The organism is Comamonas koreensis (genome assembly GCF_014076495.1).
In the GTDB taxonomy this organism is placed as follows: domain Bacteria; phylum Pseudomonadota; class Gammaproteobacteria; order Burkholderiales; family Burkholderiaceae_C; genus Comamonas; species Comamonas squillarum.
Genome location: NZ_CP043575.1, coordinates 2,518,306 through 2,536,763, shown reverse-complemented (window position 1 = coordinate 2,536,763; position 18,458 = coordinate 2,518,306). Strand labels below are relative to the sequence as shown.

Below are 18,458 nucleotides of genomic sequence, written 5' to 3'. Positions count from 1 at the left end.
AGTAGCAACCAGGGCTTAGGCCTGGTAAGGGTTGTGCATCAGGATCGTATGGTCGCGATCCGGGCTGGTCGAGACAACGGCAATGGGCACACCGGTGACTTCGGCAATACGGTCCAGGTATCGGCGCGCATTGACGGGCAGCTTGTCGTATTCGGTCACACCCACGGTGGTGTCGGTCCAGCCGGGAATGGCTTCGTAGATGGGCTTGCAGCGCTCGATGTCGTCTGCACCCAGGGGCAGCAGGTCGATGCGCTCGCCATCGAGCTCATAGCCCACGCACAGCTGCAGCTCTTCGATGCCGTCGAGCACATCCAGCTTGGTGATGCACAGGCCGGACAGGCCGTTGATCTGGGCCGAGCGCTTGAGCAAGGCCGCATCAAACCAGCCGCAGCGGCGATAGCGGCCGGTAGTGACACCCTTCTCTGCGCCCACGGTGCTCATCACCCAACCGGGGGTGCCTTCCTTTTGCCATTCCAGCTCAGTCGGGAAGGGACCACCACCAACGCGGGTGCAGTATGCCTTGGTGATACCCAGCACATAGTGCAGCAGGCCTGGGCCCACGCCCGCACCAGCGGCCGCATTGCCAGCCACGCAGTTGGACGAGGTCACATAGGGGTAGGTACCGTGGTCCACATCCAGCAGCGAGCCTTGCGCGCCTTCAAACAGCAGGTTGCCGCCTTCGGCATGCACCTGGTTCAGCTCGGACGAGACATCGGCAATCATCGGCTTGATCAGCTCGGCGTGTTGCATGGCTTCGTTGTAGACAGCGTCGAACTGGATCTCGCCATTCTTCATGTACGGAGCGAGTTGCGGGCCGAAGTCGAACTTCTGCGAACCGAGCACGCTCACCAGGATGTGGTTGTGCAGGCTCAGCAGCTCGCGCAGCTTGGTGGCAAAACGCTCGGGGTGCTTGAGGTCTTGCACGCGCAGTGCACGGCGGGCAATCTTGTCTTCATAGGCCGGGCCGATGCCCTTGCCGGTGGTGCCGATCTTTTGCACGCCACCCTGTTCACGGGCGGCTTCACGGGCCAGGTCCAGCGCCTGATGAAAAGGCAGGATCAGCGGGCAGGCTTCGGATACGCGCAGGCGATCACGCACCTGAACGCCAGCCTTCTCCAGGCCTTCGATTTCTTCGAACAGCTTGCCCACGGACAGCACCACACCATTGCCGATGTAGCACTTGACGCCGGGACGCATGATGCCGCTGGGGATCAGATGCAGTGCCGTCTTCACGCCGTTGATGACCAAGGTGTGGCCGGCATTGTGGCCACCCTGGAAGCGCACCACACCTTGTGCGCTCTCCGTCAGCCAATCGACCAACTTACCCTTGCCTTCGTCACCCCATTGAGTGCCAACCACAACAACGTTGCGACCTTTGGAGATAGCCATGTCTTTTCCCATCCAAGAACAAAATACGGTTAAATGCTGCGCACGATCCACTGGCCATCGACTTCGGCCAGTTCGCGGTCACAATTGAATTCGTCGACTTCATCGTCATGCCCGGGCAAGGCGCAGACCACGGTCTCACCGGTCTGGCGCAGGCGGGCGATGACCTCGCGCATATCGTGGCGGTCCACCCAGGGCGCGCGAATGGCAGCCTTGAGGGGCCGCGGCTCAACCACCGGCACCAGCTGCTTGATATCCAGACTGAAACCAACGGCAGGACGGCTGCGGCCAAAGGCAGCACCCACCTCGTCATAGCGGCCGCCACGCACCAGCGCATCGGTCACGCCTTGCGCATAGATCGCAAAGCGCATGCCGCTGTAGTAGGAGTAGCCGCGCAGATCGGCCAGGTCAAACGTCACAGCCGGGCTGTCGATGCGGCTGGCCAGTTGGCGCAGGTCCGCCAGAATCGGTGCAACACCCGGGATGGCTGCCAGGGCCTTTTCCGCCTCGGCCAGTACCTCCACATCGCCATACAGGTTGAGCAAGGCACGCAGTCCATCGCGCTGGGCCGGCGGAAAATCGCGGGTCAGCGACGCGAGCTCGGAGGCATCCTTGACCGCCAGCGCCGCATGCACGCGGCGCAGGGTCGGCAGATCCACCAGCAAGCCCGCCAGCAGGCGCTGAACAATGCGCACATCGGCCAGGTCCACCGAGAAATCATGCAGCTGGGCTACGCGCAGCGACGCGGTCGCCAGCGCGATCACCTCCACATCCGCCTCTACCCCGGCATGGCCGTAGATTTCAGCGCCAAACTGCAAGGGCTCGCGGGTCGCATGGGGGCGATCGGGCTTGGCATGCAGCACCGGCCCGCAGTAGCACAGACGCGTCACACCCTTGCGGTTGAGCAAATGGGCATCGATGCGAGCGACTTGTTGGGTGGTGTCAGGGCGGATGCCCAGGGTGCGACCGGAGAGCTGGTCCACCAGCTTGAAGGTCAGCAGGTCCAGCGCTTCACCGGAGCCGGAGAGCAGCGAGTCCAGATGCTCCAGCAGTGGGGGCATCACCAGTTCGTAGCCGTAAGCACAAGCCGTGTCGAGCAGGCCACGCCGAAGCTCTTCGATGTGTCGCGCTTCAGAAGGCAGCACATCGGCAATGTGATCCGGAAGGATCCAAGCAGACATGGGGAATTGGGAGGGCTGTTAAAAACGTGATTCTACAGGGATGACAGCGGGCGATCCGCATTTCCTGCTCTCGGCACTGCGCCTTTGCGGCCATTACAGAGCCCAGCGCCTAGCGATGCTATAAGAAACCCCAATGAAAAAAGCCACTTTGCGAATGCAAAGTGGCTGGCAGGGAGCGCTGACCCAGGCTTACTTGGTGCCGGACGAGCGATAGCCCTTGAAGAAATCCGAGGACGATGGATCGACCACGATCACGTCCGACTTCTTGTTGAAGCTGGATTTGTAGGCCTCCAGGCTGCGGTAGAACTGCGCGAACTGCGGGTCTTTGCCAAAGGCATCAGCATAGACCTTGGCCGCTTCGGCGTCACCCTCACCCTTGAGCGCCTGGGCGTCACGGTAGGCATTGGCCACCGTCACTTCACGCTGGCGATCGGCATCGGCGCGGATCTTTTCACCCACGGCACCACCGGTCGAGCGCAGCTCATTGGCCACGCGCTTGCGCTCGGCTTCCATACGGCTGTAGACCGATTCGGTAATGGCCTCCACATAATCAACGCGCGTGATGCGCACGTCCACAATGTCGATACCCCAGGGCTTGCTGCCCTTGACCGCTTCGAGCACTTCGCGCTTGACGTCGGCCATGGTCTGCTCGCGCTTGCCAGAGATCATGTCCTGCACGGTACGGCGGTTGACCTCTTCCTGGAAGGCATTGCGCACCACACGGTTGAGCTGGATCGCGCCCTGGCCTTCGGTCGTACCCACGTTGCGGATATAGGCCGAAGGGTCGGTGATGCGCCAGCGCACATACCAGTCGATCACCACGCGCTGCTTCTCGGCAGTCAGCATCGATTCGGTATCGGTGCTGTCCAAGGTCAGCAGGCGCTTGTCCAGGTAGGTCACGTTCTGCAGCGGTGGCGGCAGCTTGAAGTTCAAGCCCGGCTCCGTGATGACTTCCTTGATCTGGCCGAGCGCATACTTGATGCCGAACTGCCGCTGATCGACGACAAACACGGTGGAGCTGAGCAAGGCCAGCACCACCAGGACGGTTGAAGCTAAAAATCCCATTCGATTCACAAATCACTCCTAGCGCGACTCGCGGTCACGGGTACGGCTGGTATCACGGGCACGGGCATCGGGCACCGACGGTGCGGGCGCAGGTGCGGTGGTCGTGGACGCGTTCGAGCTGGCAGCAGCATCGCCTGCCGCAGCCCCGCCCTGGGTCTGCTGCATGATCTTGTCCAGCGGCAGGTACAGCAGGTTGGAGCCTTGCTTGGAATCGACCACGACCTTGGTCACATTGCTGTAGACCTGTTGCATGGTTTCCAGGTACAGACGGTCACGCGTGACCACCGGCGCCTTTTGGTACTCGGTATAGATTGACGAGAAGCGCTGGGCATCACCCTGGGCCTGCGCCACGATCCGGGCCTTGTAAGCGGCAGCTTCTTCCATCAGGCGCGACGCCGTACCGGTGGCGCGTGGCACCACATCGTTGGCATAGGCCTCAGCCTGGTTCTTGGTGCGCTCACGCTCCTGCCCGGCCTTGAGCACGTCGTCAAATGCCGCCTGCACCTGCTCTGGCGGGCGCACGCCGCCTTGCTGCAGATTGACGCCCACGACCTCGACACCGATCTTGTAGCGATCCAGGATGACCTGCATCAGCTCACGCACGCGGGGCGCAATCTGGTCGCGCTCTTCGGCCAGTGCCGCATCCATCTTCATCTTGCCCACCACCTCACGCACGGCGGTTTCGGCCACCTGGATGACGGTGTCAGCTGGCGCCTTGCTCTCGAACAGCCAGGCACGCGCATCGCTCAGGCGGTACTGCACGGCGAACTTGATCTCGACGATGTTCTCGTCTTCGGTCAGCATCGCCGATTCGCGCAGACCAGTGGTCTTGATGATGCTGTCGCGGCCCACATCGGCAGAGCGGATCTGCGAGACATAGACCAGCTCATGGCGCTGGATCGGATACGGCAGGCGCCAGTTGATACCGGCATTGACGGTCTTGTGGTACTTGCCGAACTGCGTGATGACCGCTTGCTGGCCTTCTTGCACGATGAAAAAGCCGGTACCCAGCCAGATCAGTGCGGCAACGCCGACGATCAGGCCCAGGCCAACGCCTGCGCCCTTGAACTCGGGCGGCTGCCCTGCACTGCCGCGGCCCGTGCCACCGCCTTTGCCGCCACCGAACAAACCACCGAGCTTTTTGTTCAGGTCCTGCCACAGCTCGTCCAGATCCGGGGCACCGTTGGTGCCAGGGCGCTGCGGGTTGGGCCGGTTGTTCTGCTCGGGCGGGTTGTAAGGCGGGCGAGATGGCTCTTGACCTGCATTGCTGCTGTCGTCCTTGCCATCGTCACCCCGCCCCCAGCGAGGATCGTTCAGGTTAAACATTCCGCGCAGGCCCTGCGGCAGCAAGGCCAGGCGCGGAAAACGTGAATGAAGTTTCATTAGCGATGTCTCTATGAATCAGCGTTACAAGCGCATGCAAGCAGCCATTGTGGCAGCCCTAGGAGGCATTTCCCAGCAATTCGTCATCAGCGTCTGGGGCTATCTCCCAAGCATCGCCCGCATCGAGCGCTGCCTGGCGAGCGACCAGGGCCTGGGCCAGGTGCTCGCGCACGGCCTCCAGCCCCTGCCCCTTGGCTGCGCTGACAAAGAATCGTGGAACCTGCACCCCATCGAGCTCATAGCTGTCTGCAAGCGCTGGTGGCCGCCGGTCTGGCTCAATGGCATCCAGTTTATTGAATACCAGAACCTGCGGCACGTTTTCTGCCCCAATTTCCCGAAGAACCTTTTGGACTTGTTGTATTTGTTCCGGGTGGGCAGGGTTGGAGGCATCGACCACATGCAGCAGCAGATCTGCATCGACTGCTTCTTGGAGTGTTGCCTCAAAAGCATTGACCAGCCCGTGGGGCAGGTCGCGAATAAACCCGACCGTGTCGGAGATGGAGATGGAGCGCTGTGCCGACTCCAAATACATCTGCCGCGTCGTCGTGTCCAAGGTCGCAAACAGCTGGTCCGCTGCGTAGGCGCGAGCCTTGACCACGGCGTTGAAGAAGGTCGATTTGCCGGCATTGGTGTAACCCACCAACGAGACATTGAAAGTGTCGTTGCGCTGGCGCTGGCGGCGCTGCGTGGCGCGCTGCTTCTTGACCTTGAGCAGCCGGTCCTTGGTGCGCTTGATCGCATCGTTGATCATGCGCTTGTCCAGCTCGATCTGCGTCTCACCCGGGCCGCCACGCGTGCCGATACCGCCGCGCTGGCGCTCCAAGTGCGACCAGCGGCGCACCAGGCGCGTGCTGAGGTACTGCAGCTTGGCCAGTTCGACCTGGAGCTTGCCTTCATGGCTGCGTGCGCGCTGCGCGAAGATCTCGAGGATCAGCAAGGTCCGGTCATTGACCGGCATCTGCAAATGGCGCTCCAGATTGCGCTGCTGGGCCGGGCTGAGCGCCTGGTCAAACAGGATCTCGGTGGCACCATGGGTCTGCGCCACCAGGCGGATCTCATCGGCCTTGCCGCTGCCCACAAACAGCGCCGCGTCGGGCACCTTGCGCTTGCACACCAGGCGCGCGACCGGGTTCAGGCCAGCCGTTTGGGCCAGCAGTCCCAGCTCTTCGAGCTCGGAATCGAAGTGCGGAAAACCAAAATCCACCCCGACCAGCATGACCGGGGTGGATTTTTTGTCGTTGGAATTTTGTTGATTACTCAATGATGTAGAGCTGCTCACCCGCGGGTTGCGCGAGTGTTGTGCTATCAAAAGCGTTAGGCTGAAGCTTCGTTGTCTTGCGAGTCAGGTGCCGAGAAGTTCACGGCACGACCGGGGACAATGGTCGAGATCGCATGCTTGTACACCATCTGGGTGACGGTGTTGCGCAGCAGCACAACGTACTGGTCAAAAGATTCGATCTGGCCTTGGAGCTTGATGCCGTTGACCAAATAGATGGACACTGGCACATGCTCGCGGCGCAGAGCGTTGAGGAAGGGATCTTGCAGAAGTTGGCCTTTGTTGCTCACGATATTCTCCGTGTTCGGACAGTGTTGTTGTAAAACGCCACCTTACCACAGTGGCATCCTAACTGAACGATAAATGGTTTTTTCCATGTGATGGGTCTGTGGATCAGACCTCATCTCACTTGTACGCTATCAATCTTTGTCAGCGTAAGGGTTATGTGAGGTCTTGAATTCAATCCGCAAGGGGGTGCCGATCAAATTAAATTCCTTGCGGAAACGCCCTTCCAGGAATCGCTTGTACGCATCGGTGATGTGTTCGAGCGAATTGCCGTGGATCACGATCACCGGCGGGTTCATGCCACCTTGGTGCGCATAGCGCAGCTTGGGGCGGTAAGGCCCGATCTTCTTGGGAGTCTGGTACTGCACCGACTCCAGCAGCACGCGCGTGAGCACGGGCGTCGGCATCTTGCACAGGGCCGACTTGTGCGCCTGGGTCATCGAGGTCCACAGCGGGCCCAGGCCCTGGCGCTTCTTGGCCGAGATGAAGTGCAGCGGTGCAAACTTCAGGAAGGACAGGCGCAGCTCGATCGAGCGCTCCAGCATCTGGCGGCCATAGTCATCGAGCGCATCCCACTTGTTGACGGCCAGCACCACGGCGCGACCGCTCTCCAGAATGTAGCCGGCGATGTGGGCGTCCTGGTCGGTCACGCCTTGCGTGGCATCGAGCAGCAGCAGCACCACGTTGGCGCCTTCAATGGCCTGCAAGGTCTTGACCACCGAGAACTTCTCGATCGCCTCGAACACGCGGCCCTTGCGGCGCAAACCAGCGGTGTCGATCAGCTGGAACTTCTGGCCATTCTTCTCGAACGGCACCGCAATCGCATCGCGCGTGGTACCGGCCATGTCAAAGGCCACCAGGCGCTCTTCACCCAGCCAGGTATTGATCAAGGTGGACTTGCCCACATTCGGGCGCCCTGCCACGGCCAGCTTGATGACGCTCTCATCTTCTTCGGGCTCTGCATCCTCGTCCTGGTTGAGCCAAGGCAATTTCTCCAGCGCCATGTCGATCATGGTGCGGATGCCCTGGCCGTGCGCGGCCGAGACCGGGAACACCTCACCCAGACCGAGCTCATAGAACTCGGCCAACTGGCCGCCGTCCTTCATGCCTTCGGCCTTGTTGCCCACCAGCATGGCAGGCTTGCCCAGGCGGCGCAGGTAGCCGGCAATCTCATGGTCCTGGGCCGACAGGCCCAGGCGCACATCGACCACGAACAGCACCACATCCGCCTCGGCCACGGCCTGGCGGGTCTGCTTGGCCATTTCCTTGAAAATGCCACTGGTCGCATCGGGCTCGAAACCACCGGTATCGATCACGATGTATTCGTGCTTGCCCTGACGGCCTTGGCCGTAATGGCGATCACGCGTCAACCCGGCAAAGTCGGCAACGATGGCGTCGCGCGACTTTGTCATGCGGTTGAACAAGGTGGATTTGCCCACATTGGGGCGCCCCACCAAAGCAATAACTGGCTTCATTCCTGACTACTTTTTCTTTTCTTACTCGGGCCGAAAGCCATACACCGCGCCGTCATTCGTCTGCACCACCATGGTGTTGCCCGCCACTACCGGCGCCACGGAGATACCGGAGCTGTTGGTAGAGAAGCGGTTGAGCGGCGAGCCGTCTTTCTTGGACAGCATATGCACCGTGCCCGAACTATCACCAAAAATCACAGAGCGGCCCAGCACCAGCGGCTGGCTCAGCTTGCGGTAGCGCAGGCGATTGCTCGTCCACACCACGCTGCCGCCCTCATGCGCCCAGGCTGTGATCACGCCATTGCCATCGGCACCGGCCACCACCTCGGCATCACCCGAGATGCCATTGATACCGTCGGCACGCACGGTCCAGCTCAGCTGCGCGGTAGCGGCATCAATACAGCCCACGGCCATCTGGTAGGCACGCGTGCACAGCACCGAGCCTTGGCGCGAGACGCCACCCACCAGCTCCACCAGACGCTCAACGTCATTGGTGCCACGGGGGCTGGCAATCGGCACTTCCCAGCGCAGTGCGCCAGTGTTGGGGTCGATACCGACAAAGCGGCCCGAGACGCCAGCGACCAGGGTGTCCTGATAGGCGGTCAGCACACCGCTTTGGCGCAGCACCAGCGCTTCGCTGGTCTTGGCCTGGCTCCAAAGTGCCTGGCCTGAGGCCGCATCAAAGGCCTGCACCGAACGGTCCGCGCTTTGCACGAAGATGCGCTCGCCCGCCACCAGCGGCGCGGTATAGACACGCGCTGGCAGGCGCTTGCGCCACATTTCCTTGCCCTGGGTCAGCGCCACCAGGTTGCCGTCTTCGGTCACCACAGCGGCCCATTTGCCATCACTGCCCACGCCCGCCGAGAGCTTCTGGCCCACGTTGACGCGCCAGAGATCGGCACCCGTGTCGGCATTGATCGCAGCCACCTGGCCGTCGGCCGAAGCCAGGGTCACCACCTTGCCGCTGACATTCATCACCAAGGTGGGATTGCTCTTGCCCATGCGCTGCGTCCAGACCTGCTGCACGGACAGCAGTGCGACATTGGGCTCCAGCTCAGTGGGCTTGCGCTTGTCCGACGAGAACAAAGAGCAGCCCGCAATGGCCAGCGCCACTGCCGATACCGTCAAAACCTTGGCTGCAGCAGCTGCTGCAGCATATGCCTGTTGTTGTTTCATGCGCACTGCCTTCTGCCATCCATCACTTCAGATCTTCGCCCAGCGCATTGAGCTTGACGGAGATCACGTTGCGGTATTCCACGCCCGGTTCGGTCTTTTGCAAGGCCGCCTTGTAGGACTCGATGGCTTGCGCCTTGTCGCCCTTGGCCAGGTAGACATCGCCCTTGTGGTCTGCCACCACGGCATCGAACTCGGTCGGCATCTTGGTGCCCAGCACCTTGAGCGCCTCGTCATAGGCCTGGCTGTTGAGCAGCACCGCTGCCAAACGCACGCGGGCGGTGGCCTTGAGGCCTTCGTCCGATGCATTGTCTGCCACCCAGGTGAGCGCTGCCTTGGCATCGTCCATCTGGCCCTTGTCACCCGCCGCCTTGGCCACCAGCAGACCGGCATGCGCCGCCTGCACAGTGCTGCCGTAGTTGCTGCGCAGATCGCCAAAGGCCTGGTCGATACGGGTCTTGTCACCCGAGTTGACGGCCGATTCGATCGCCGACGACAGTGCGCTCGCTTGCGATGCCTGGCGGTTTTGCCAGTACTGGTAGCCATTCCAGGCGGCAAAGCCACCCAGCACAATCACCAGTACCGTGGTGATCAAGGTGCCCCACTTGTTCCAGAAGTGCTTGAGCTGGTCTATCTGTTCCTGTTCTTCCAGATCTAAATGCGTTGCCATATTGTTCTAATGGAGTTGAATCAAAAAAAAGCTTGCCGCTGCGACTGCGCTTATGCGCGCAGTTGCGCTGCCCAACCGGCCACGGCGTCGATAGCGCGTTCAGCTTGGGCGCCCTCGCCATCGCGCAGCTGCTTGACGGTCACCATGCCGCGCTGCATCTCGTCGCTGCCAAAAATCAGCGCGCAAGCGGCGCCGCTGGCATCGGCCTTCTTGAACTGCGACTTCATGCTGCCCAGGCTCCCTGCCACCGCTGAGCCATGCATCTGCACCCGCACACCGGCTTGTCGCAGGGTCTGGATCACGCGCATGGCCTGCGGCAGCAGGGCTGCGTCCGGCAGGATAGCGTAGGCGTCAATAGACGGGCGATCCCACTGGATATTCAGCTCCTTGATCAGCTCGAGCACGCGCTCGATGCCCATACCCCAGCCCACGGCCGGCGCGGGCTTGCCGCCAATCTGCTCGATCAGGTAGTCATAGCGGCCGCCGCCGCAGATCGTGCCTTGCGAGCCGAGCTTGTCGGTGATGAACTCGAACACCGTCAGGTTGTAGTAGTCCATGCCGCGCACCAGGCGCGGGTTGACCGACCAGGCCACGCCGTTGGCGTCCAGGATGTCCTGCACGGCCTTGAGGTGGGCCTTGGAGTCCTCACCCAGAAAATCAAGCAGCTGGGGCGCGGCATTGACCATCGCCTGCATGGCCGGGTTCTTGGTGTCAAGCACGCGCAGCGGGTTGCTGTACATGCGGCGCTTGCCCTCGTCGTCCATCACTTCGGTGTGCTGCTCGAAATAGGCCACCAGCGCCTCGCGGTGCGCGCGGCGCTCCTCTGGCTGGCCCAGGCTGTTGAGCTCCAGGCGCACGCCTTCAATGCCCAGGTCCTTCCACAGCTGCGCGGCCAGCAGGATCACCTCGGCATCGAGCTCAGCGCCGCCAAAGCCCATGGCTTCGACACCCACCTGGTGGAACTGGCGGTAGCGGCCGCGCTGGGGCTTTTCGCGGCGGAACATCGCGCCGATGTAGAACAGGCGCTTGCCGCCGTCATAGAGCAGGTTGTTCTCGACCACGGCACGCACCACACCAGCCGTGCCTTCGGGGCGCAAGGTCAGATGCTCGGCCTGGCCGTGCTTGTCGGCCCGGTCTTCGAAGGAATACATTTCCTTCTCGACGATATCGGTCACCTCACCCAGGCCACGCACAAACAGCGCCGTATGCTCGGCCAGCGGCGTGCGGATATTGCGGTAGGCAAAACGCCCCATCACATCGCGCACCTTGCCTTCAAACCATTCCCACATGGCCGAATCGGGCGGCAGGATATCGTTCATGCCTTTGATGGCGGCCAGCTTTTCATTCATGCCCATGGGCTTCAATCTCTCTGTTCAGTCTGCTTGCAAACACTTGCCAGGCCAGCAAGTGCAACTCTCAATTATCTACCTTGGCGGCACCGTAGCGGCGCTCCACGTAGGCCTGCACGATCTCGTGGAACTCCTGCGCAATGCGGTCACCGCGCAGGGTCAGGGCCTTTTCGCCATCGATAAAGACGGGGGCAGCAGGCGACTCGCCATTGCCCGGCAGGCTGATGCCGATATCGGCATGCTTGCTCTCGCCGGGGCCATTGACGATGCAGCCCATCACGGCCACCTTCATCTTCTCGACACCGGGGTACTTCACACGCCAGACCGGCATTTGCGAGCGCAGGTGCTGGTCGATGTCGCGCGCCAGCTCCTGGAAGGTGGTGCTGGTGGTGCGGCCACACCCCGGGCAGGCGGTGACACTAGGCACAAAGCTGCGCATGCCCATGGCTTGCAGAATCTCGCTGGCCACCACCACCTCTTGCGTGCGCGCTTCACCCGGCTGCGGGGTCAGCGACACGCGGATGGTGTCGCCAATGCCGTCCTGCAGCAGGATCGACAGCGCAGCGGCCGAGGCCACCGTGCCCTTGGTGCCCATGCCCGCCTCGGTCAGCCCCAGGTGCAGTGCATAGTCGCAGCGCGCAGACAGGCCGCGGTAGACCGCCACCAGATCCTGCACGCCACTGACCTTGCAGGACAGAATGATCTGGTCGCCATTCAGGCCCATCTCCTGGGCACGCTGCGCAGAGGATATGGCCGAGGTGATCAGCGCCTCGTACATCACCTGGCGCCCATCCCAGGGAACCGCGCGGCGGCTGTTCTCGTCCATCAGCTCGGCGAGCAACTCCTGGTCCAGGCTGCCCCAGTTCACGCCAATGCGCACGGCCTTGTCATACTGCATGGCCGCCTCGATCATCTGGCCAAACTGCTTGTCCTTCTTGTCGCCCTTGCCCACGTTGCCCGGGTTGATGCGGTACTTGGACAGTGCCTTGGCGCAGTCAGGGAACTCGGTCAGCAGGCGGTGGCCGTTGTAGTGGAAGTCGCCCACCAGCGGCACGTTCTCGCCCATGCGGTCGAGCTGCTCGCGCACATAGGGCACCGCTGCTGCGGCCTCGGGTGTGTTGACGGTGATGCGCACCATCTCCGAGCCCGCCTGCGCCAGCTCCTTGACCTGGATGGCCGTCTCGATCACATCCACGGTATCGGTATTCGTCATCGACTGTATGCGCACCGGCGCATCGCCCCCGACCGTCACCACACGGTCACCCCAGACCACACGGGCCTGGCGGCTTTTGCGCGCGGCCGGTGCCACCATGGGCACAGGCAACAGGATGTTCTCTTCTTGCACTTAATTCACCTCAAAACGGGCGGTGCTGCCCTTGGTCACTTTTTTCAGATCAAAACCCGACCCGCGCAGCTGCATCTCCACCCCCACCGCATTGCCCACGATGAGCTTGAGCGGCGGCGTGGCCGCGATATCTTCACTCGTGCCAGCGCGGATGGTCTTTTCAAACACCACCTTGCCGCTGGCTTCCTTGACCTGCACCCAGCTGTCCTGGCTGGCCTTGAAATGCAACAACGGCGCGCCCTCTGTAGGAGCAGCAGCCGCAGGGGCCGCAGCGGCCGGGCTGGACTGGCCAGCCAGCGCAGCGCTGCCACCGGCGTCAGTTGCGCCATTGGCCGGTGCCTCGGGCACGGGGTCGGTCGAGCTGCCACCCAGTGCCACCGGCTCGGGCTGGTCAGCCACACCGGCGACATTGTTCGAGCGTGCCGGCGCCGGCGCAGACGCGGCGGCTTGGCTCTTCCAGTAATCTGCCAGCTGCGGATAAAACAGCACGCCAACGGTCGCTACGATCAGCAGCACGACCACGCCCATCCAGGGAAAAGGCTTGCTGCTGGGAAAATCGTTTTTCTTGCTCTGCGCCGGGCCCACGGCCACGCGGGTCTTGACGCTTTCCACGCCAGAGCTCAGGTCCTTGCCAGGCGGCTTGGGCAACTGTGCCAGCACGGGCGCCGGATCGATCTTGAGGACACGGCACACGGCGGAGGCCAGTGCGCGCACAAAGACCACGTCCGGGAAGGCGCTCCAATTGCCCGCTTCCAGCGCTTCGAGCTTGTGCACCGACACCTTCAGGTGCGCGGCCACGGCCGGCAGGTGGTAGCCCAGCTCCTCGCGCGCCTGGCGCAGCATCTCGCCAGCGCTCATCACGCCGCCTGGGGACGCATCGCTGGCGTTCGTTGCTTGTTGGATATCAGACTCGATCACAGCACGCCTCCACCAGCAATACGTGCCGCCTCTTTGGAGTCGGGGAAACGCTTTTGCAATTGGGCAGCGAGCGCACGCGCGCTCGCTCCATCGCCCAGGGCTTTTTCAATTTGGATACCGAGGAACAGGGAGCCGGCATTGGCCAGCTCGCCGTTGTTCAGGCGCCGGATATAGAACTGCGCGCGGCGTGCATCGCCGCGCTGGTTCAGCAGCTTGGCGAGGTTGAAGCTGACGATGGGGTTGCCCGCGTCGTAGTCATAGGCCTTGAGCAAGCTGGCCTCGGCCTCGGCAGGCTTGCCGGCCGCTTCATGGCACAGGCCCTGCGCCATCAAGGTCTTGGCTTGCTGAAAATACTGGCGCTGCGCCAGGGCCTGGTTGAAATAGCGGTCAGCCGCCTCGTATTTTTTCTCCTGGCAGAGCAACCAGCCGTGGTTGTGCATGATGTCGCCATCGGTGGGCTTGAGCGACTGGGCCTTGGTAAAGCTCTCGCCGGCAATATCGGGCTCGCCCAGCTGCATGTAGATGAGGCCACGCATGTTGTAGGCATCACCGCTGTTGGGGTCGAGCGCCAGCACTTGCTTGATCTCGTCGAGCGCGATCGTGGTCTTGCCAGACTGGAAATAGTTGGCGGCCAGCTCAAGGCGGATGCGCGCGCGCCGATGGATTTCGGTCTCATCGGATTGGGTGACATAGGCGGCATCCTCACGGGCCGTACTGCTGCTGGTACCACAGCCCGACAAACCGCCTACCAGGGCCAAACCCAGCAAGGCGGCAGCCGTGAGGCGATGTACCCTCGGTTGCCCTTTTGTCACAGCCTCTTGCATGCACACCCTCCTCAAACTGTTTGGACTATTTCTAGACTTGCGCCAGCGGTATGACCCGGTTCTTGGCCATGCGTTCTGCCGCTTTGGTGCGGTCCTTCACATCGCCAGCGAGCTGGCCGCAGGCCGCATCGATGTCGTCACCCCGGGTCTTGCGCACGGTGGTCACAACGCCCGCATCCGAGAGCATCTTGGCAAATTCCGTCACCCGACTGGCAGGTGATCGTAACAGACCCGAGGCTGGAAAAGGGTTGAATGGAATCAAATTGAATTTGCACCATGCCCCGCCGTTGCCCGCATACTCTCGCACCAGTGCTATCAATTGCTGGGCATGCTCGGGTTGGTCGTTGACGCCGTCGAGCATGCAGTACTCAAAGGTGATGAAGTCACGCGGCGCAAACTCCAGGTAGCGGCGGCAGGACTGCATCAGCTCGCCAAGCGGGTATTTCTTGTTCAGCGGCACCAGACCATTGCGCAGCGGATCGTTGGGAGCGTGCAGCGACACGGCCAGCGCCACCGCGCAATCCTGCGCCAGGCGGTCCATCATCGGCACGACGCCCGAGGTGGAGACGGTGACGCGGCGGCGCGACAGACCATAGCCATGGTCATCGAGCATGGTGCGCAGCGCGGGCACCAGGGCCGTGTAATTTTGCAGGGGCTCGCCCATGCCCATCATCACCACGTTGGAGATGATGCGCTCATCGCGCCCCAGGCGCTTGCGCAGCGCATGTTCGGCAAACCACAGCTGCGCCATGATTTCGCCGGTGGTCAGGTTGCGGCTGAAGCCCTGGTGCCCTGTCGAGCAAAAGCGGCATCCCACCGCGCAACCGGCCTGCGAAGAGACGCACAAGGTGCCACGGTCATCTTCGGGAATGAATACGGATTCGACAGCATTGCCATCACCCACGTCGAACAGCCACTTGACCGTTCCGTCGGCGGACACATGCTCGGTGATCACGGGCAGCGCCGTGACATGGGCCGTGCCCTTGAGTTTTTCGCGCAGGGACTTGGCCAGATCGGTCATCTGGTCGAAATCGGCTGCACCGCGCTGGTGGATCCAGCGAAAAAGCTGCGTGGCCCGGAAGCGCTTCTCTCCCAGCCCTTCGCAAAAGGCGGTCAAACCAGCCAAATCAAAATCAAGCAAATTGGTGGTCATGGATATACGCTCGGGCCACTTACCTATGCCACGCGGCCTTGCGGCCGCGTACATGTCAATTAACGGGAATAGACGTTCATGCCGGGGAAGAAGAACGCCACTTCCACAGCGGCGGTCTCAGCGGCGTCAGAGCCGTGCACGGCGTTGGCGTCGATGCTGTCAGCGAAGTCAGCGCGGATCGTGCCCTTGTCAGCCTTCTTGGGATCGGTAGCGCCCATCAGCTCACGGTTCTTCAGGATGGCGTTTTCGCCTTCCAGAGCCTGGATCATCACAGGGCCGGAGATCATGAAGTCCACCAGATCCTTGAAGAAAGGACGGGCAGCGTGCACAGCGTAGAACTGCTCAGCGTCTTGACGCGACAGTTGCACCAGCTTGGCGGCCACGATCTTCAGGCCAGCAGCTTCAAAGCGGGCGTAGATTTGACCGATAACATTCTTAGCCACTGCATCGGGCTTGATGATCGAGAGGGTACGTTCGATTGCCATAATAAATTTCCTGTTGATGGATTTTTTGCTCTAAAAGCAAACCTTTGATTGTACGGTGTCCGGGAAGTCAGTGGCGTGACTACGACCTTCCACCGCGCTTGAATCCGCCACCGCTCTTGCGCTGGCCCTGGCGCTGACGCGTCAGGCTGTCATGACCGATGTAGCCCAGCGAGGTCTTCATCGGATCGGGTTGGGTACTGCGCTTCTCGGGCGCCTTGCGCAAGCCGCCGCCCCGGGTGTTCTTGGCAGGGCCCACCGATGGGCGCGGGCCGTTGTGCTGGGGACGGTTGTCGCTGCGCCCGCCCCGGCCCGCGGCATTTTGCTCGCGGGGTTTGCGCTCCACCACGCCACCGGCCGCCACGGTCAGCGCCTGGATGTCACGCTGGTCGAGCTCGACCCAGGAGCCCCGGCGCAGGCCGCGCGGCAGCACCATCGCGCCGTAGCGGATACGGATCAGGCGGCTGACCGCGTGACCCACCGACTCGAACATGCGGCGCACTTCACGGTTACGGCCTTCGGAGATGGTGACGCGGTACCAGCAGTTGGCGCCTTCGCCTCCGCCGTCGTCGATGGAGCCAAAGCTCGCCACGCCGTCTTCCAGGTTCACGCCAGCGAGCAGCAAGGCCTTTTCTTCATTGGTCAGGGCGCCCAGCACGCGCACCGCGTACTCACGCTCGAGGCCAAAGCGCGGGTGCATCAGGTTGTTGGCCAGTTCACCGGAATTGGTGAACAGCAGCAGGCCTTCGGTGTTCAGATCGAGACGGCCAATGGACTGCCACTTGCCGTGCGAGACGCGCGGCAGCTTGCGGAACACCGTGGGGCGGTTTTGCGGGTCGTCATGCGTCACCACCTCACCCACCGGCTTGTGGTAGGCGAGCACGCGCGCTGGCGGCTGCTCGATGCGGAAGGTGATCAGCTTGCCATTCACACGGATCTTGTCGCTGTGCAAAATGCGCTGACCGACGTGGGCCGGCTCGTTGTTGACGGAGATGCGGCCTTCCAGAATCAGGCGCTCCATCTCCAGGCGCGAACCCATGCCCGCCTGGGCCAGCAGCTTGTGCAGCTTGGGCGCTTCCACATGGGGCTGGAGCACGCGCTTGACCGGTGCGGGGGTATCCGAGTCTTCCGCCGCTTCCAGCGCGCCGGCCACCACATCTTCGAAGGCATAGCCTTCCGACTCGGCATCGCGCTGCGGGCGGCCCGCAGGACCACGGCCCCGGGCGGGCGGCGCATCGCCTTGGGCGCCCTGCGCATCACGCTCGCGGAAACGGCGGGCACGGGCCGGGTAACGGCTCACGCGCGGCTCGCCATCACGGCGCGCACGCGGCTCACCGGCGGGCTGGGCAGCAGCGTCGCCATCAGCCTCGCCGGCGTCAGCGCGCGCCGCCTGGAATTCGTCAGCCGCTGCAGCTTGCGCAGGCACGGCACGCTTGCGCGGGGCGCGGCGCTTGCCGGACGGGGCAGCGCCTTCTTGCAAGGCCTTATCTCCGTCCTGGGGCGCATTCATATCGCTGGTATCACTCATCATTTTTTTGCTTTTCTACCCCGCCTGGTGCGGAATTATGTGCATCGTCATCACGGTCCAAAGGATCCGCATCTATTTCTGCGGCCGCTGCGGCGGGGGCATCTGCCTCGCCACTTGCCGCCTGGGCCTCAGCCGCCTGATGGGCGGCAGTATCTTCATCACCGGCAGCCTCACCTAAGGGTGAGGTCTGCACATCCTGCGCGTCTTGTAAATCCTGCGCGTCCTGCAACTCTTCCAAAGCATCCACCTCGTCCGCGGGCGCTACCATCGGCATCGACTCGCCCACCAACTCAAAAGCCTCGGCGTCCGGCAGCCCGGCATCCTGCGGCACAGCTTCGTCCGGCGCAGCCTCCAGCGGCAGGCTGTCAAACATCGTCTGCGGCTGGTTGCTGCTGTCCAACTCGGGCAACTGGTCCAGCGACTGCAGACCCAGGTCGTCCAAAAACTGCCGGGTGGTCGCCAGCAGCGCAGGCCGCCCGATGGTCTCCCGGTAGCCAATCACCTCCACCCAGCCCCGGTCCTCCAACTGCTTGATGATCAAGCTGTTGACGGTCACCCCCCGGATATCTTCGATATCGCCACGGGTGACCGGCTGCCGGTAGGCAATGATGGCCAAGGTCTCCAAGGTTGCACGCGAGTACTTGGGCGGCTTCTCGGGGTGCAAACGGTCCAGGTACTCGCGCATCTCCGGCCGGCTCTGAAAGCGCCAGCCCGATGCCACCTGCACCAACTCCACACCGCGATGGGACCAATCGAGCTGCAGCTCCTGCAGCAGCACCTTGAGCGTATCCGTTCCCAAATCATCGGCAAACAATCCCCGCAGCTCACGCACGGTGATGGGCTGGGGCGCGCAGATCAGCGCAGTCTCCAGCACCCGTTTTGCTTCCAAAGTATGCATGCGATAAATCCCTGTTGGCACGCCAGCGCGCGGGCTGCGTGTTGAGACAAAGGAATGCGTATCAAGAGGG

The 18,458-nt window shown here is 62.5% G+C and carries 17 protein-coding genes; all 17 read right to left on the bottom strand.

Features of this window, described 5'->3' with window-relative positions:
• Window positions 1-15: 15 nt before the first annotated feature.
• Complete coding sequence (locus tag F0Q04_RS11335; protein ID WP_021027526.1) at window positions 16-1,389, bottom strand: adenylosuccinate synthase; 1,374 nt, start codon at window positions 1,387-1,389, stop codon at window positions 16-18.
• 29 nt (window positions 1,390-1,418) lie between these two features.
• Window positions 1,419-2,567 carry an ATP phosphoribosyltransferase regulatory subunit gene (locus F0Q04_RS11330; RefSeq protein ID WP_182345465.1) on the bottom strand — a complete coding sequence of 383 codons (1,149 nt, stop codon included), beginning with the start codon at window positions 2,565-2,567 and terminating at the stop codon, window positions 1,419-1,421.
• A 189-nt stretch (window positions 2,568-2,756) separates the two neighbouring features.
• Window positions 2,757-3,641 (bottom strand): protease modulator HflC, encoded by an 885-nt coding sequence (gene hflC, locus F0Q04_RS11325; protein ID WP_021027524.1) that lies wholly within the window; start codon window positions 3,639-3,641, stop codon window positions 2,757-2,759.
• 9 nt (window positions 3,642-3,650) lie between these two features.
• Window positions 3,651-5,015 (bottom strand): FtsH protease activity modulator HflK, encoded by a 1,365-nt coding sequence (gene hflK, locus F0Q04_RS11320; protein WP_116925230.1) that lies wholly within the window; start codon window positions 5,013-5,015, stop codon window positions 3,651-3,653.
• Between the two features lie 58 nt (window positions 5,016-5,073).
• Window positions 5,074-6,231 carry a GTPase HflX gene (gene hflX, locus F0Q04_RS11315; RefSeq protein WP_021027522.1) on the bottom strand — a complete coding sequence of 386 codons (1,158 nt, stop codon included), beginning with the start codon at window positions 6,229-6,231 and terminating at the stop codon, window positions 5,074-5,076.
• 98 nt (window positions 6,232-6,329) lie between these two features.
• The gene (gene hfq / locus F0Q04_RS11310; protein ID WP_116925229.1) at window positions 6,330-6,581 is read right to left on the bottom strand and encodes an RNA chaperone Hfq; all 252 of its coding nucleotides are present in this window, start codon (window positions 6,579-6,581) and stop codon (window positions 6,330-6,332) included.
• Between the two features lie 129 nt (window positions 6,582-6,710).
• The gene (gene der / locus F0Q04_RS11305; protein WP_182345464.1) at window positions 6,711-8,051 is read right to left on the bottom strand and encodes a ribosome biogenesis GTPase Der; all 1,341 of its coding nucleotides are present in this window, start codon (window positions 8,049-8,051) and stop codon (window positions 6,711-6,713) included.
• A gap of 21 nt (window positions 8,052-8,072) precedes the next feature.
• On the bottom strand, window positions 8,073-9,224 hold the full coding sequence (gene bamB / locus F0Q04_RS11300) for an outer membrane protein assembly factor BamB (RefSeq protein WP_182345463.1): 1,152 nt from the start codon (window positions 9,222-9,224) through the stop codon (window positions 8,073-8,075).
• A 22-nt stretch (window positions 9,225-9,246) separates the two neighbouring features.
• Window positions 9,247-9,891, bottom strand: a complete 645-nt coding sequence (locus F0Q04_RS11295) for a YfgM family protein (protein WP_182345462.1) — start codon at window positions 9,889-9,891, stop codon at window positions 9,247-9,249.
• Between the two features lie 50 nt (window positions 9,892-9,941).
• Window positions 9,942-11,246, bottom strand: a complete 1,305-nt coding sequence (hisS, locus tag F0Q04_RS11290; protein ID WP_182345461.1) for a histidine--tRNA ligase — start codon at window positions 11,244-11,246, stop codon at window positions 9,942-9,944.
• A gap of 61 nt (window positions 11,247-11,307) precedes the next feature.
• Window positions 11,308-12,552: a flavodoxin-dependent (E)-4-hydroxy-3-methylbut-2-enyl-diphosphate synthase gene (gene ispG / locus F0Q04_RS11285; protein WP_116925289.1), complete on the bottom strand. Its 1,245-nt coding sequence runs from the start codon at window positions 12,550-12,552 to the stop codon at window positions 11,308-11,310.
• Between the two features lie 33 nt (window positions 12,553-12,585).
• Window positions 12,586-13,503 (bottom strand): RodZ domain-containing protein, encoded by a 918-nt coding sequence (locus F0Q04_RS11280; RefSeq protein ID WP_182345460.1) that lies wholly within the window; start codon window positions 13,501-13,503, stop codon window positions 12,586-12,588.
• A complete protein-coding gene (gene pilW, locus F0Q04_RS11275) occupies window positions 13,500-14,270 on the bottom strand; it encodes a type IV pilus biogenesis/stability protein PilW (RefSeq protein WP_232539612.1) in 771 nt (256 codons plus the stop codon). The genes F0Q04_RS11280 and pilW overlap by 4 nt, the downstream gene beginning before the upstream one ends.
• Window positions 14,271-14,358: 88 nt before the next feature.
• Window positions 14,359-15,480, bottom strand: a complete 1,122-nt coding sequence (rlmN, locus tag F0Q04_RS11270) for a 23S rRNA (adenine(2503)-C(2))-methyltransferase RlmN (RefSeq protein ID WP_182345459.1) — start codon at window positions 15,478-15,480, stop codon at window positions 14,359-14,361.
• 59 nt (window positions 15,481-15,539) lie between these two features.
• A complete protein-coding gene (ndk, locus tag F0Q04_RS11265; protein WP_021027513.1) occupies window positions 15,540-15,965 on the bottom strand; it encodes a nucleoside-diphosphate kinase in 426 nt (141 codons plus the stop codon).
• A 79-nt stretch (window positions 15,966-16,044) separates the two neighbouring features.
• Window positions 16,045-17,490 carry a pseudouridine synthase gene (locus tag F0Q04_RS11260; protein ID WP_420093980.1) on the bottom strand — a complete coding sequence of 482 codons (1,446 nt, stop codon included), beginning with the start codon at window positions 17,488-17,490 and terminating at the stop codon, window positions 16,045-16,047.
• Window positions 17,483-18,388 (bottom strand): SMC-Scp complex subunit ScpB, encoded by a 906-nt coding sequence (gene scpB / locus F0Q04_RS11255; RefSeq protein ID WP_116925221.1) that lies wholly within the window; start codon window positions 18,386-18,388, stop codon window positions 17,483-17,485. Before scpB ends, F0Q04_RS11260 begins: the two co-directional genes overlap by 8 nt.
• Window positions 18,389-18,458 lie beyond the last annotated feature (70 nt).

Coding starts and splice junctions, on each gene's coding strand:
- hflK (WP_116925230.1), bottom strand. CDS start 5,015: ATGAAACTTCATTCACGTTTTCCGCGCCTGGCCTTGCTGCCGCAGGGC.
- der (WP_182345464.1), bottom strand. CDS start 8,051: ATGAAGCCAGTTATTGCTTTGGTGGGGCGCCCCAATGTGGGCAAATCC.
- F0Q04_RS11330 (WP_182345465.1), bottom strand. CDS start 2,567: ATGTCTGCTTGGATCCTTCCGGATCACATTGCCGATGTGCTGCCTTCT.
- ndk (WP_021027513.1), bottom strand. CDS start 15,965: ATGGCAATCGAACGTACCCTCTCGATCATCAAGCCCGATGCAGTGGCT.
- F0Q04_RS11295 (WP_182345462.1), bottom strand. CDS start 9,891: ATGGCAACGCATTTAGATCTGGAAGAACAGGAACAGATAGACCAGCTC.
- hflX (WP_021027522.1), bottom strand. CDS start 6,231: ATGCTGGTCGGGGTGGATTTTGGTTTTCCGCACTTCGATTCCGAGCTC.
- F0Q04_RS11335 (WP_021027526.1), bottom strand. CDS start 1,389: ATGGCTATCTCCAAAGGTCGCAACGTTGTTGTGGTTGGCACTCAATGG.
- scpB (WP_116925221.1), bottom strand. CDS start 18,388: ATGCATACTTTGGAAGCAAAACGGGTGCTGGAGACTGCGCTGATCTGC.
- bamB (WP_182345463.1), bottom strand. CDS start 9,224: ATGAAACAACAACAGGCATATGCTGCAGCAGCTGCTGCAGCCAAGGTT.
- rlmN (WP_182345459.1), bottom strand. CDS start 15,480: ATGACCACCAATTTGCTTGATTTTGATTTGGCTGGTTTGACCGCCTTT.
- hisS (WP_182345461.1), bottom strand. CDS start 11,246: ATGGGCATGAATGAAAAGCTGGCCGCCATCAAAGGCATGAACGATATC.
- ispG (WP_116925289.1), bottom strand. CDS start 12,552: ATGGTGGCACCGGCCGCGCGCAAAAGCCGCCAGGCCCGTGTGGTCTGG.
- F0Q04_RS11260 (WP_420093980.1), bottom strand. CDS start 17,490: ATGAGTGATACCAGCGATATGAATGCGCCCCAGGACGGAGATAAGGCC.